19 protein-coding genes are annotated in these 13,106 nt (G+C 60.6%); 12 read left to right on the top strand and 7 right to left on the bottom strand.

The window, feature by feature from the left end; all coding sequences use genetic code 11:
- Positions 1-15: 15 nt before the first annotated feature.
- Entirely contained in the window at positions 16-672 is a 657-nt protein-coding gene (locus ACSQ3O_RS11650; RefSeq protein WP_116750446.1) for a DsbA family protein, read from the bottom strand.
- The gene (locus tag ACSQ3O_RS11645) at positions 669-1,085 is read right to left on the bottom strand and encodes a disulfide bond formation protein B (RefSeq protein WP_056419932.1); all 417 of its coding nucleotides are present in this window, start codon (positions 1,083-1,085) and stop codon (positions 669-671) included. The genes ACSQ3O_RS11650 and ACSQ3O_RS11645 overlap by 4 nt, the downstream gene beginning before the upstream one ends.
- 796 nt (positions 1,086-1,881) lie before the next feature.
- Here ACSQ3O_RS11645 and ACSQ3O_RS11640 point away from each other — a divergent pair.
- The 3 genes from ACSQ3O_RS11640 to ACSQ3O_RS11630 all read left to right on the top strand — a co-directional run bounded on the left by ACSQ3O_RS11640 (position 1,882) and on the right by ACSQ3O_RS11630 (position 3,237).
- Positions 1,882-2,220 (top strand): DUF4148 domain-containing protein, encoded by a 339-nt coding sequence (locus ACSQ3O_RS11640; RefSeq protein WP_436138977.1) that lies wholly within the window; start codon positions 1,882-1,884, stop codon positions 2,218-2,220.
- Positions 2,221-2,360: 140 nt separating this feature from the next.
- Positions 2,361-2,762: a hypothetical protein gene (locus ACSQ3O_RS11635; RefSeq protein WP_436138976.1), complete on the top strand. Its 402-nt coding sequence runs from the start codon at positions 2,361-2,363 to the stop codon at positions 2,760-2,762.
- A gap of 76 nt (positions 2,763-2,838) precedes the next feature.
- Entirely contained in the window at positions 2,839-3,237 is a 399-nt protein-coding gene (locus ACSQ3O_RS11630) for a hypothetical protein (protein WP_436138975.1), read from the top strand.
- A 211-nt stretch (positions 3,238-3,448) separates the two neighbouring features.
- Here ACSQ3O_RS11630 and ACSQ3O_RS11625 read toward each other — a convergent pair whose 3' ends face one another.
- The gene (locus ACSQ3O_RS11625; RefSeq protein WP_436138974.1) at positions 3,449-3,802 is read right to left on the bottom strand and encodes a hypothetical protein; all 354 of its coding nucleotides are present in this window, start codon (positions 3,800-3,802) and stop codon (positions 3,449-3,451) included.
- 525 nt (positions 3,803-4,327) lie between these two features.
- On the opposite strand from ACSQ3O_RS11625, the gene ACSQ3O_RS11620 reads away from it, so the two are divergent.
- The 4 genes from ACSQ3O_RS11620 (at position 4,328) to ACSQ3O_RS11605 (ending at position 8,143) form a co-directional block, all read left to right on the top strand.
- Positions 4,328-4,624, top strand: a complete 297-nt coding sequence (locus tag ACSQ3O_RS11620) for a hypothetical protein (RefSeq protein ID WP_436138973.1) — start codon at positions 4,328-4,330, stop codon at positions 4,622-4,624.
- Positions 4,625-4,838: 214 nt separating this feature from the next.
- Positions 4,839-5,840 carry a DUF932 domain-containing protein gene (locus tag ACSQ3O_RS11615; RefSeq protein WP_436138972.1) on the top strand — a complete coding sequence of 334 codons (1,002 nt, stop codon included), beginning with the start codon at positions 4,839-4,841 and terminating at the stop codon, positions 5,838-5,840.
- 165 nt (positions 5,841-6,005) lie between these two features.
- The gene (locus ACSQ3O_RS11610) at positions 6,006-7,019 is read left to right on the top strand and encodes a YqaJ viral recombinase family protein (protein ID WP_436138971.1); all 1,014 of its coding nucleotides are present in this window, start codon (positions 6,006-6,008) and stop codon (positions 7,017-7,019) included.
- Positions 7,020-7,162: 143 nt separating this feature from the next.
- Complete coding sequence (locus ACSQ3O_RS11605; RefSeq protein WP_436138970.1) at positions 7,163-8,143, top strand: recombination directionality factor; 981 nt, start codon at positions 7,163-7,165, stop codon at positions 8,141-8,143.
- 755 nt (positions 8,144-8,898) lie between these two features.
- Here the strand turns inward: ACSQ3O_RS11605 and ACSQ3O_RS11600 are convergent.
- The gene (locus tag ACSQ3O_RS11600) at positions 8,899-9,180 is read right to left on the bottom strand and encodes an H-NS histone family protein (protein ID WP_436138969.1); all 282 of its coding nucleotides are present in this window, start codon (positions 9,178-9,180) and stop codon (positions 8,899-8,901) included.
- Between the two features lie 108 nt (positions 9,181-9,288).
- Entirely contained in the window at positions 9,289-9,522 is a 234-nt protein-coding gene (locus tag ACSQ3O_RS11595; protein ID WP_108499592.1) for a hypothetical protein, read from the bottom strand.
- A 299-nt stretch (positions 9,523-9,821) separates the two neighbouring features.
- Here ACSQ3O_RS11595 and ACSQ3O_RS11590 point away from each other — a divergent pair, with 299 nt between their 5' ends.
- Complete coding sequence (locus ACSQ3O_RS11590) at positions 9,822-10,700, top strand: hypothetical protein (protein ID WP_436138968.1); 879 nt, start codon at positions 9,822-9,824, stop codon at positions 10,698-10,700.
- Positions 10,701-10,732: 32 nt separating this feature from the next.
- Here ACSQ3O_RS11590 and ACSQ3O_RS11585 read toward each other — a convergent pair whose 3' ends face one another.
- Positions 10,733-11,038 (bottom strand): helix-turn-helix domain-containing protein, encoded by a 306-nt coding sequence (locus tag ACSQ3O_RS11585; RefSeq protein WP_295939315.1) that lies wholly within the window; start codon positions 11,036-11,038, stop codon positions 10,733-10,735.
- A gap of 114 nt (positions 11,039-11,152) precedes the next feature.
- On the opposite strand from ACSQ3O_RS11585, the gene ACSQ3O_RS11580 reads away from it, so the two are divergent.
- From ACSQ3O_RS11580 to ACSQ3O_RS11565, 4 genes are all read left to right on the top strand, one after another.
- The gene (locus tag ACSQ3O_RS11580) at positions 11,153-11,374 is read left to right on the top strand and encodes a hypothetical protein (RefSeq protein WP_436138967.1); all 222 of its coding nucleotides are present in this window, start codon (positions 11,153-11,155) and stop codon (positions 11,372-11,374) included.
- Between the two features lie 22 nt (positions 11,375-11,396).
- Entirely contained in the window at positions 11,397-11,531 is a 135-nt protein-coding gene (locus tag ACSQ3O_RS11575; RefSeq protein WP_280179011.1) for a hypothetical protein, read from the top strand.
- 142 nt (positions 11,532-11,673) lie between these two features.
- A complete protein-coding gene (locus ACSQ3O_RS11570; protein WP_436138966.1) occupies positions 11,674-11,937 on the top strand; it encodes a hypothetical protein in 264 nt (87 codons plus the stop codon).
- 24 nt (positions 11,938-11,961) lie between these two features.
- Positions 11,962-12,390, top strand: a complete 429-nt coding sequence (locus ACSQ3O_RS11565; protein WP_436138965.1) for a hypothetical protein — start codon at positions 11,962-11,964, stop codon at positions 12,388-12,390.
- A gap of 260 nt (positions 12,391-12,650) precedes the next feature.
- On the opposite strand, the gene ACSQ3O_RS11560 is transcribed toward ACSQ3O_RS11565, so the two are convergent.
- Positions 12,651-13,106 (bottom strand): DUF6527 family protein, encoded by a 456-nt coding sequence (locus ACSQ3O_RS11560; RefSeq protein WP_260668066.1) that lies wholly within the window; start codon positions 13,104-13,106, stop codon positions 12,651-12,653.

The following is a 13,106-nucleotide window of genomic DNA, read 5'->3' as shown; positions in this document are numbered from 1 at the left end:
CGGGACGCACGATGCCTATTTGCCCGCCTTGGAGACCTCCTGGGCTACCAGCTCAGCCAGTTGCTTGGCGCCAAAGCTGGGCAATGGCCGCCCATTCACAAAGAAGGTCGGGGTCTTGTCGACCTTGAGGGCAGTCAGGTCCTGCACATCCTGCTGCAGCATCGCTTCCAGCGTGGGCGATGCCATGTCGGCCCGAGCTCTCGCCATGTCCAGACCTGCCTGCTCGGCCGCACTGTAGGCCAATGCCAGATTGGGACTTCCATGGTCTGCCCACTGTGGCTGTGCCGCCAGCAGGGACTCCAAGACCAGGAGGTACTTGTCCTGCCGCCGGGCGGACTCCAGCAGCTTGACCACCTCTCCCGAGCCCTGGTGAAACGGCGCATACCGAATGACCAACCGTACCCGGGTAGGATACTGCTTCATGAGATCTTTCACGACCGGATAGAAAGCGCGGCAGGTTTCACACGCGGGATCGAAGAATTCGACAATTGTCACGGGCGCCTCGCGGGGACCGATGACCGGCGAATGCATGCGCACCAGCCGCTCAGACTGCTCGGAGGCCTGCTGCTCTTGCTTGCTGTGCACACGGCTCTGGTAGAGACTCGCACCTACCCCGAAGGCGGCAAGTGCGACGCCCAGCACGAGGGCGATGATGTATTTGCGGTGGATCATTTTGCTGTTTTGCGCAGATAAAGGCAGAGTGAAACGGCGATAACAATGAACGCCGTCAAGGAAAGCCAGGGCAGTTCAATGCCATAGAAAAAGTCGAGCTTCTGATCGGCGCAGGACACTCCTACAGCGCATGGAACCCATGCCCTGGGAACCAGGCCTGCAGCCAGAAGGCTGTGGTACCCCGCTACGGCCGCGCCTGCAATCGCCAGGGGCAAGGCATAGACCGCTCCCCGGCGGTCATCGCTGTAAAAGGCCATGCCCAGCACCAATGCCAAGGGGAACATGGCAATGCGCTGATACCAACACAGCACGCAGGGGGCCATGCCCATCACCTCGCCGATGAACAGCGCGCAGCCAGTTGCCACAACAGCGGTCAACCAGGCGGCTAGAAGCAGCAATGAGGTCCTTTTCATCGGTGCCTCCATTGCATCCTCAGGGGAGTGCAGCAAGGGGGTGTCGCAGGACTACTTGCGGTGGTTTGCGGGCCAGGCGGCCCAATGGCTATGGACATGAAGAGATCCCGAAGGCATGCGTCAAGGCCGGCCCACAGGGGGCGGCACGCTTGGCAGGGATCGCAGTGGATTGCTGGGCGATACCCTGGTCAGGCCAGGGCGTGCCACTGAGGACGTTCGGGACGGCTGGCAGGCACTGGGGACCAGCGCGCTCTGATAGAAATGCCAAAGTGCTCCTGCCCGACGGCCGCGCAAACGCCGCGCCGCGCGGGCAGCGCCTCTGGACCCTGGGCGTGGCATGTGCCGCACTCCACTTCGATAGCGGCAGTGCCCATTCGAGCTGACTCCCGAGCCCGCTTCTCGTCGGCCGCAGCCAGGCCCATTTGGTGGTGTTCGCACAAGTGCCGTGCTGTCATGAGCGAAACCCCGTACTCCGGCGCGCTGTCGTGCGGCCCCACTGCAGCCCAGACCAATTGCAGCGGCAAAAGCACCAGCAAAAGAACAAGCAGTGGGGAGCGCATCCAGAAAATTGTACTGGCGTCTCGAACGCAGTCGGCACGCGCGCAAGCATGCAGGCGCGCCGGCCGTGCGGGCCACACGGCACGCCCGAGTGGGCGCTATGAACATAACAAACTTGTAATCCTGCGGTGCGCAAGCTGTCGGCATGCGCTCAGCAAACTGTCACACGTGGCCCGTCTGCTGGCCCTACAGCGGCGCAGATGACGGGCCACGTTCATTCAAACCCAAGGAGATACACATGACAGTCCGCACTTTCCTGACCGCCTTGTCGCTGGCCGCGGTCGCTGCCCCGGCCCTGGCCAGCAGCGTGATCCACCCCGCGAGCACCGAGATGGGATACACGACGCATCCCGAACACGCGCAGGCGGGCAAGTCGCGCGACCAGGTCCTGGCAGAGATGGAACAGTCCAAGAAAGACGGGCTGTGGCAATACCATCGGTTTGGCGCTCCCGTCCCAGTGAAGGGCAAGGCTGCGACACGGGACGAGGTGCTGGCGGACCTTGAGCGGTCGCAAAAACATCCGAGCTGGTCCCTGCGCCGTGTCGGCGCGCCCGTTGCTGCGGTACCGGCTCCCTGAACTTGCTCTTTTGCCGGCCTCGCACTTCTTGTGTGCCGGCAATGCATCCAAGTCTTTGCTTGATCGGCCCTGCTCAGCATTTTGCGCCGCTGGCGTGCAGAGAACTTTTGTAGCGCGAAGCCGTCCATTACACTTATCCCATGGTCCGCCACCGCCGCACTCGCCTGATCACAGTGTTTCTTGCACTGTTCAGCCTGCTGTTCATGCAGCTGGCGGTGGCAAGCTACGCCTGCCCGGGTGCGCAGTCTTCCCGGGTTGCCGAGGTGGCGGCCATGGCCGAAGCCGGAATGCCCTGCGCCGAGACCATGTCGCTGCGCATGGACGACGAGCAACCCCATCTGTGCCAGGCCCACTGCCAAGCCAGCCAGCAAACCGCAGACAAGTACGAGCTGCCTGCGCTGGCATCCGCTGCCGTGGCGGATATCGCCTACACACCCTTCATTGCGCCTGCCATCTTAGAGGAGGCGCCCACGCAGGCGCCGCTCTTGAAGCGCACAACGGCCCCGCCCTTGGCAGTGCAGCACTGCTGCTTTCGCATTTGACATCCCAGACCGTCTGAGCGTTGCCTGAGGCACTTCGAGTGCCCCGGCGGCTTGTTCTTCGTTGTCTGGAGATGACATGTCTTGTTTGATTTCGGCCCGCTGGTGGGCCGCTGCTGCCATGGCGGCAGCATTGGGCCTGCCCGCCTGGGCCGGTGCGCCCGATGAACCCCTGACCCTGCGCGAAGCGTTGGCCCTGGCTGCCACGCGCTCGCTACAACTCGCGGCCAACCGTGCCTCGACGGCCGCATCGCGGAATATGGCCGTCGCTGCGGGCCAGTTGCCAGACCCCGTCCTCAAGTTCGGTGTGGACAACCTCCCGGTGAATGGGGCTGAGCGGCTGAGCCTGTCGCGCGATTTCATGACCATGCGGCGCATCGGTGTGATGCAGGAGCTCCCTGCCGCGCAAAAGCGTCAGCTGCGCAGCGAACGCTTCGAGCGCGCAGCCGACTCTGAGTCCTCAAACAACAGATTTTGAGATTCGCGTGATCCAAGGAAAGTACGGGCGCCACTGCTTTGCTATTCAGGACCAGGACAGGTCCATCCACGCCATTTCCATCATGCGCTCGGTCAAACAGTGCGTCGTGACCGCAAATGAACAACCGCTTGCAATTGAGTAGTGATCGGCAAGGCATGATCAAACATGGCTGCACCTGAAAGTGGCATCTCTTGTGCAGCGCTCGTCAGACCTACTCTTCGTCTTCTTCTGGAATTTCGTGTGTGGCGGTAAGGAACCCCTTTACCTTCACCTCAGAAGTACCATCCTCCGTCGGCCGACCGTCTAACTTCTTCACATGAGGTTGGTCGCCGACAAAAGAAAGAATGTAAGTTACCTCATAGCCATCGCCAAAGGCTTTGAACAAAGCCTCGCATGACCAAGTTCCGTCCTCTTTGTCACGCACGGATTCGCCGCCACTCTCAACAAAAAAATCCGTCGCATCTAGCTGTTCCAAATACTCTTTGCGCTCCACTTTGCTCTGACCGGATTCATCGTGGTCGTCGTCATCATCGACAGCTTCAGTTTTGATGTAGGTGACGTTCACATATCCACTGAGTTTTATCCCCACAAATGCCTCCCATAGGTTGTAGCGAGTCCATTGTGCTACGGTTTGATGTGACCCAAGGCATGTGGCGCGCATTCCACCAACCCAGGAAATCGTGCTGAATTGACATGCCAGCGGAATATTGGACGCCGCCAAAACAGGCTCATCTGACCGCAATGTGGGCGGTCGTACCAAGCTTTCCCTTCGATCCTAAATTTCTTCAGTCACATATCACCCCTGTGACCTGACCAACGTCTGCCCCTTGGCAGCGGTTCAACGACCATAAAGCCCGGCACGCTCATTTCGAGCTGCCGGGCTTTATGCCGTCTTGGTCAGAGTTTTCTGTCTTTCCGGGTTCTCGGCTCGGCCATCTGCCGCCTCTTCAGCCCCGTGTGTTCACGCACCCGGGGCTTTTGCTTTGGTGCCGCCGGTTGGTCTTTCCGTCTCGGTTCTCTGGTTCTTTCACCCGCATGTTCTTTCAAGGAGATTCCCATGCTCACCTGTCCCCAATGCCAATCCCCACGATTGGAATCCCGCGACCTCGGTCGCACTGCTGGTGGCGCTGTCGGCGCTATCGCAGGCGCTGCCAGTGGTGCCGCCAGTGCACTGCGCGGTGCCCGACTGGGCGCTACTTTCGGCGCATTCGCCGGTCCTGCAGGATCCGTCCTTGGCGGTCTCGCCGGTGCCGCCCTCGGTGGCCTGGTGGGCGGCGCCATCGGTTGCGAAGTCGGCAGCAAGATCGGTGAAGCCGTCGATCAGAACTGCCTCGCCAACTACCGCTGCCTGGAATGCGGCCACACCTTTGGCCCTCCACGCGAGTGAGGTGTTTCGGCGGTCCTCGTCCTGCTGACTCCTCGGCCTCGCGCTTCTTTGGCTTTTCGTTTCTCTCTTCCTCTCTCACTCCCCTGCCCTGGTTCCTTGTTCCAGCCGTGTGCTCTTCGGAGACACGCAGTGGCGCAGCTATGGGTGGGTGGTTTTCGTGTTGTCGGTCTTTCGTTTTCTTGTTCTTTCTTCCATTTCTTCAAGGAGTATTTCAATGGCACATCTCGTTCAAACCATGGCCTATGTCGGTGAGACCCCTTGGCACAACCTGGGTCAGCAACTGCCCGCCAAACAACCCATCGATGTCTGGGCCCGTGAAGCGGGCATGGACTGGACCATCCGTGAGACCCCCGTGCGCTACATGGCCACGGAATCTGCTTCTGCAGTCGGTACATCCTCTTCTGTCTCGGACCTCTATGGCGAACCCATGGAGTTCCCCGATCAGAAGGTGCTGTACCGCAGCGATACCAAAGCTCCTCTGTCGGTGGTCAGCGCCCGCTACCAGGTGGTGCAGCCCAAGCAGGTACTGGAGTTCTACCGGGATCTGACGGAAGTCTCTGGTTATGAGCTGGAGACGGCCGGGGTTCTCAAGGCCGGGCGCAAGTTCTGGGCTCTGGCTCGCACTGGCAAGTCCTCAGCTTTGAAGGGCAACGATTTGGTCAATGGCTATCTGCTGCTGGCCACGTCCTGCGACGGGACTTTGGCCACCACGGCCACACCGACGACGGTGCGCGTGGTTTGCAACAACACCCTCTCGATTGCGCTGTCCGGAACATCGAGCGCGATCAAGGTGCCCCACAGCACCAGCTTTGATGCGCAGGCGGTCAAGAAGCAGTTGGGGATTGCCGTCTCCCAGTGGGACGGTTTCATGTACCGCATGAAGACCTTGTCCGAGCGCAGGGTCAAGAGCCATGAGTCCATGAACTACTTCCTCAAGGTGCTGTGCCAGACGGATGCTCATGCGGATGCGTCTGCAGGTCTGACCAACGAACGTGCCCTCAAGAAGGTGCAGGGCATGTACGAGGGCCAGGGCCGGGGCGCGGAGTTGGCAGCCGCCAAGGGCACGGCCTGGGGCCTCTTGTGCGCCGTCACCGAGTTTGTGGACCACGAGCGCCGGGCGCGCAGTCAGGAGTACCGACTGGACAGTGCCTGGTTTGGTCAGGGGGCCACGCTCAAGCAGCGGGCTCTGGAGCAGGCCTTGCAGTTGGCGTCGTGATGGTGCCTGCCGTTCTGGCGGCACATCCTGTTTTTTGTCTCGCGCCTTATCCATTCACCTCCATCGCCCTTAACGGCATAGACCCCGGCTCCTTCAGTGGACCGGGGTCTTTGTTTTTCTGGGGGCGGTGCTGGTATTCGTTTTTTTCACATTCAAGGAGTCAACATGGTTCAACCTGTTGTTTCACCGGTGGGGACATCCCTCACCAAACCCCGCCCTGCCCTTCGGCTGGTCAAGACCCAAGACCTGGATCGCGATCAGTGGCTGCAGGTCCGTCAAGGAGGCATTGGCAGTTCGGATGCTGCGGCTGCTGTGGGGCTCAATCCCTACCAGTCGCAGCTGGAGCTCTGGATGGAGAAGACCGGCCGTGCCCATGTCGCTCCACCGGGTGATGGGGGTGCGGACGATCTCAGTCCGATGTACTGGGGTTCGCTTCTAGAGCCCATCGTGGCTGCGCACTACACCCGCCGTACGGGCAACCGGGTACGGCGCATCAACGCGGTGCTGCAGCATCCCGAGCATTCCTGGATGCTGGCCAACATCGACCGGGAGGTGCTGGGGGCGCCGGATGTCCAATTGCTGGAGTGCAAGACAGCCGGCATTCAGGGCGCCTGGCTCTGGCGGGATGGGGTGCCGGAGTACGTGCAATTGCAGGTGCAGCACCAGTTGGCCGTGACGGGCAAACAGGCTGCGGATGTGGCGGTGCTGCTCGGGGGTCAGGAACTGCAGATTTTCCGGATCGAGCGGGATGAGGAGCTGATTGCCCAACTCATCACCCTGGAGCGGGAGTTCTGGGGCTATGTGGAGCGGGGCCAGGCGCCGCCGGCCGATGGGTCGGATTCAGCAGACCGGGCATTGCGGGCGCTGTATCCAAGAGACACGGGCTTCACCCTGAATCTCAAACATGACCTGGTGATGGGGGCAGTGTTTTCTGACCTGCTGGTGGTGCGGGAGGTGTTGGCTACCAACACGGCGCTGGAAGCCCAGCTCAAGCAGACGATTCAACAGCGCATGGGGGATTCCAGCCGGGCGGTGTTTGAGAACGGGGAGGTCAGTTTCAAACGCAGCCGGGATGGGACGCAGCTCGATACCGCGCGGCTGGCCAAGGAGCAGCCGGAGATCGTGAAGGCCTACACGGTACCCAAGCCTGGGAGTCGGAGGTTTCTGGTGCAGACCTGAGGCTGGGCGAACTGGACGATTGGTGCCACAGGTTCGTTCTTTCATTTCATTTTCATACACGTATTCCCCAGACGGGCTTCATCGGTGACGGTGAGGCCCGTTGTGTTTTGGGGGGTGTTTTCACAATCAAGAAGGAGATTCACATGCTCAAAGGTTTGGCTTTGACACCGCCCGTGATCGGGCGCATTGCGATTGGGCGGGTGGTGGAGAAGGCAGGACGTCGCCTGCCTGAGAAGGACGATGAGTTCACGCTGACCAGCCAGGTGCAGAACAAGGAGGGGTGGGTGCTACATCCGGTAGATGCCCAGTTGCGCAAGGAGCCGGGGACCAAGCTGCGCAGCATTCCGGTGCGGCTGCTGTTTGACGATCCGGACCTGAGCCTCAGGGCGAACTACACAATGTTTGATCGGGCCACGGGACGACCTCTGTGTGTTGGAGATGGAGAAAGCTGCAAGCGGGTGACCCTGTCGGGGATGCAGTCCCTGCCCTGCCCTTCGCCTGCGGTGTGTCCGCTGGCCCAAGACGGGAACTGCAAGCCGTATGGACGGCTGCATGTGCGGGTGGAGGCTGAGGGGAATACCGAAGCAGGTATGGCGGGTATGAGTGGCGATGAACTGGGCAGCTTTGTGTTTCGGACGACGGGCTTCAACAGCATCCGGACGCTGTCGGCTCGGCTGCGGTATCTGTTTGCTGTGTCGGGTGGATTGTTGGCGGGATTGCCCTTGGAGCTTCGGCTGCGGGGCAAGTCCACGACGCTGTCACACCGCACGCCGATCTACTACGTGGATCTGACGCTGAGAGCGGGAAGCAGCTTGGCCCAGGTCGTGGCATTGACACGGCAGGAACGCGAGCAACAGGCTGCGCTGGGTCTGGATCAGGTGGCGCTCGATGAAGCGGCACGCCAGGGTTTGGCCCTAGGGGAGTTCGAGGAATCGGAAGAGGAAGGGGTAGGGGTCGTCGAAGAGTTCTATCCGGATTCCGATGCGGAGGGAGATAGAGAGGGTGGAGCAGACCAAACACCTGCACCGATCTCGCTGCGCGGCAAACTGCATCGCAAGCAGGAAGCGCTGGGAGTGCGTGCCATCGCAACAGGTGATCCTGGGGTTTCCCATGCAGGTGCCTGAAGGGCTGGTTCGGCGCTATGCCGTGGGACTGGTGATGGAGACGGTGCCTTGCTATCGCAGTGGGCCGGATTCAGCACCAGGTGCCAAGGTGCTTCCTGGGATTCTGGTGAGGCACCGAGCACCGCCGCATCGCACGGGGGCAGTGGCACTGCAGCAGGCAGTGGCCCTGCTCACCGGCCAGCGGGTAGCAGTACCAACTGTGACCAGTGCAGCTGGGGTACTACGCCATGCACAGCGACTTGTGCCGGGGCTCCATGCTCAGCTCGTCTGGGAGCAAGCACCTTCAGACTTGCTGGCGCTGTGCCACGACGCGGTTCACCGGGGTGGTCTGGTGCTGCTGCTGTGGCAGTCGATTGCCAGGGAGGTGCGGGGAGCTCCTCGCCGGCCCTGCCCTCCTCCTCAATGGAGGTTGGTAGTGGGGGTGGAGGGACCTTGGAGTCCGGTGGGGGATGGATCAGGCAGTGTGGTGTGCACGAAGGCGTCCGGACTCCTCGTCGTGGACACCCAGGTGCATCCCGGATGGGGATTGGGGCACAACCAGTGCCTGGTTCCAGGGGCCTATCCGTACCACGAGGCGGCTGTACGGGTGGCGGAGTGTCGTAACGTGTGGTCGGCGCGGACGGTGGAGGGCAACCTGGACTGCGGGTTCGTCCTCTCGGCGATCTCACTGTCTCCCGGCAAGGGCTAGAGCGCCCAGTGATCTGGCGGTACGTCAGGCAGTGTCTAGACGCTGCCTGGCTCTTTTGCAGTCCCGATCAGGCAATCACAAAGGGCGTGCGGTCCTTGCCGGCAATCCACTGGGGCGGCTTGCCCCGGCCCGTCCACGTGGCGCCGGTCTCAGGATCCCGGTACTTGGCTTCTACCTTCTTCTTGGGTTTGCTCGGCTTCCAGGGGAAGACTTGCTGGGCAGTGAATCCGAATTCCTGAACGAGTTGCAGGACGGTTTGGAGGGCCTGTTCGGACTCGGCCTTTTGGGCGTTGGCGATCTGTTCGTCGAGGAGTTTTTTCTGGGCGAGGAGTTCGGCGTAGCTGGACATGGGGGTGCGTTGGGAGTGAGTGCTGGAGTGCTGGAGTGTTGTGATTGGGTCCAAGGAGGACCCTTTAGGCACAGGAAGCACTCTACGCGAACCGGAGCCCAGGAATGCTCAGTTGGCAGTTGCAACGGGAGGAGTCGTGGCGTCTTGGGTGTCGCCCTGGCGCCATACCTGCAGGTTGGCGTATTCCCGGCCGCAACCTGTGCAACGCAGGGCTTCGGTGTAGCGCATGACTCCGGCGTCATCGCGTGCGAGCACGCGGTGGTAGCTGGTGGCACCACAGTAGCCGCAGCAGTTCCTGGCGGTGGACGGGTTCATCGAGATGGAGGCGCTGAGGTTCTTCACTCAGGGGATCTGTTCTTGGTGGGGGTCTTCGTTGCGTGCGCTTTGGATCGTACCAAGGCAACGGAGTTTGTGCAGGTCCACGGGGGAAGCTGGTCACGGGCAGGGATGTTCTCGCTCCATATGGAACATCTCACACGGTAGCGGCTGAGCTGCGGCAAAGATCTCGCAGCCACTTCCCCATCCCTGCCCGTTCAGCAATCGGTCAACCGAAGTTGTCTGGCTGGCGTTCAATTGATGCATTTGCATCACATATCATTTACCAATGGAGAGGGAGTTCTATGCAGTCCATGAGAGGAAGGATGCGACTTGCGCGCAGCCGGGTAGTGGTGACGTTGGCGGCGTTGTCGTTGGTAGGTGCGGCCGGGTTGCTGGCAGGGTGCCAGCGCAAGGAGGCCGAAGTGCAAGCGCCGGAGTTGCCGGTGCAAACGGTTTCGGGGTTTCTGGAGATCGGTGGGGTCTTGGATCGCCGAGGGGAACAGGGGGCGGTGTTCGAGGTCAGCCCGGAGACAGGAGATCTGGTGGCGTTTGTGTTCGATCCAAAGAGTGCGCTGGGACAGCGGCTTTTGTCGCAGTGTGTGCAGAACATGCCCTGTTTGGTAGAGGGGGTACGGGCCAGACCTATGGACAGCCAGACACCTGCCACGACGGTATTGACGGAACTGGGGTTCAGCGTGTCACCGTCGGCTTGGCTGGGGATGATTGATGCGGGTCCTGCCCGCGTGGAGTCGGCGCTCGAAGAGCCTGAGATGCAGGTCAAGACCCGGTTTGGGGTGGTGGCTGTGCAGGAGAGAGATTCTTCGGTTGTTTTGAACGGGCAAACCGTTCTACCGTCTCAGGAGGAATCCATGCGCATCATGCGCAACGCCCCGGTGGGTGCAGAAGATGTGCTGTTGCTGCAAAGCGGATCAGGCACCGCCTGCCCTGCCCTGTTCCAGGTGCTGGTGGTGTCGGCGCAGGGGGTGCAGGTGTCTCCGAAGTTTGGATCCTGCTCCGACCGGGTGTTTGCGGTGGTCGAGGAGAAGCGGAACCAGGCACCCAGGTTGTCCATCCGGATGCTGGGGTTTGCAGGGCCGTTTGAGCCAGAGGAAGAGCAGCGCAAGGCTGCTCAGAAGCTAGTGGAGTTTGTGTACCAGCAGGGGGCACTCACGCTGGACGGTAAGCCGGTGCCTTCGCAATGAAGGAGCTTGTACCTTTGCGTTCGGCCGCATGTTCAAGCTTTGGCGGGGGTCTTTCGGGCGGCTTTGCGTGCGGGCTTGATCGCTTGCTCTGGAGGTTTGAGCAGTGTCCAGGGCTCCACGCCCAGGGCCTGCGCCAGGCGCTCGATGTTGGCCAGGGCGATGTTCCAGCGGCAGCGCTCAACCGCCGAGACATAGGTGCGGTCGAGTTCGCACTCGTGAGCCAGGCGCTCTTGGGACCAGCCTTTTTCTACACGCAGTAGCCGAATCCAGTACGCGAGGACTTCGCGCACGTTGCCCGGGTCGGGCAGATGGGTCGGGGGCGTGGGTTTGGCAGACACCGCAGGAGGATGCGGTTTTGCCTTCTTTGCATCTACGGAGTTTGCTTCACTTATGAAGCTACTCCATGTGGGAACGGGGATTTTTTTAGTGCTTCAACTTTAGGAGGAATTGCCATGAAGCGGGTTGCTTGGGGTCGTTGGGTGTTGGTGGGGTATTTCTTGATCGGGCTGCTGTATGCGGTTTATGCGAACAACTGGGGGGATGAGCCCTACCGGAGTTTTGCCTACCACCTGGGTCAGGGGCTGGTGTGGCCGGTGGTGGTCTTGCCGGGTCTGGGCAAGTTCATCGGGAGCTTGCTGATCGTGGCCATGGTGGCGTTTGTGATGGCCAGTTGAGAACCAGCAAGGAGCGAGTGCCATGGCTTTCTTGGCTCAGCTGATTCTGGGTGGGTTGATGGTCTATCTGTTCTTTGCCTCGCTGGGCTTCTGGTTTGGGCTGGGAGTGATCGTGCTCTGGCTGCTGATTGGGATGGCCAATAGTGGCAAGCGGTGAGGGGCTTTGAGTTGGGAACAGAACGATGAGCGCGCCTGGAGGGCTGGGCGTGCGTTTTTTTACACAAGGAGGGGTTATGCGATTCGGAATGACCGGGGCGCAGCCAGTGGGTCTGCAAAGCTGGATCCGTGGGTCCAGGGGTGTGATCACAGCATTCACGTTGGGTGCCGTGCTGGCTTTGGTGGGGTGTTCTGGCTCCAAGACGGAACGAATGATGGTCAAGGGCTGCACTGATGGGGGCAGCAGCAAGAAGACCTGTCAGTGCGCGGTGGACAAGATGGGCGAGCGCTACGACCTCAAGAACCTGGATGAGTTTGCGGAGAGCCGGGGCGGGATTCCGCTGCAGACCCTGCAGGCAGATTTTGCGAAGGCTTTGATCGAGTGTGTTCAGAAACACGGGCGCTGATCTGGCGCGGAAAGGAGATATGCAATGAAGACAACAAGAAATAAGCAGGTTCAAGATGTTGGAACGAAAGCAATTCCTAGGCACCTCCAGGGAGTTACCTGCCCTGCCCTATTGCTAGCTGGCGGCCTTTTGTGTACGTTGCTGGTGCAAGGCGCATGGGCGCAGTCACCACAGCCGGAGACTTCGGCTTGCGTGCGGCCGCTGAGCAAGGAGGTGAAGAACCGTACGGTGTTTGTAGGCACGCGGGTATTTGAGACTGCTGTGCCGTACGAGGACACCAAGCCCAAGATGATCCTGATGAAGGGGTTTACCTTGCGGGTGGTGGGGCGGTTTCAGGAGTGGGTGCAGTTGAAGGGAGTCCATGACGCCGAGTTTGGTCCGAACTCCACCCTCGGGTGGGTTCACGAGTCAGAGCTCGTCAAGGTAAACATGGAGTTGTGCAGGCTGGGGTGAGGCCTGGCGAATGTGGCGTTGGCCACTACTTGTTGAAGGGGACTAGGCTGTGGCCTGGTCCCTTTTTTATTGTGGCTTCTTTTTTTTGGTCTGAGCAGATGTGAACGCAGCTCGGGGGGTGGCGCTGATGGTCGTCCCACAAAAGATAAGAAGCGAGAGCTTCCAGTGGGAGGTGATTGCTTTGGATGTGATGAAGCGAATGAATGCAGCTGAAAAATGGTCGATACGGCTGCTTTAGGCTGGTTGCAGACGCTCAGCTTTCATCGTCGAGTGACGGCCGCCGCCGAAACCTGCCGTTCGGGGTCCGCTGAGTCGATCGGCTGCTTCGTTCGGAAACCCGCCTGAGCCGTTTGCAAGGCTGCATCCGGCAATTCAACTTCAGTCTTGCACCACTCAATCAACCCACTCCGGATCCAAAAATGACATCGGCACATTCTCTGCTGATGAATAGACGGGGAGACCGTAGGTCGCTGCCAAAAGTCTTGATCGACTTCCCAGCGTGGACGACGTTCGGGATTCAATGACAGTGATATCTGCACACCGCATCCGCCTGGGCAACCCAAGCATGCCCATTTCTTGACGCCGCCGTCCACCACCAGCCACAGCTCACCCGCAGGAATCTCGGTCTTGCCCGGGTGTCGAGCCACTCGTTTAACGAGGAAGTTGAAGTCCAGAAGGCCGAGGCTGCGCAACATCAATGCGAAAAGACGCTTCAT

It is taken from the genome of Acidovorax sp. LjRoot74 (assembly GCF_964254355.1).
Classification (GTDB): Bacteria; Pseudomonadota; Gammaproteobacteria; order Burkholderiales; family Burkholderiaceae_C; genus Acidovorax.
Note: the sequence above shows the minus strand (reverse complement) of the source record. Positions and strands in the feature narration are given on the sequence as shown.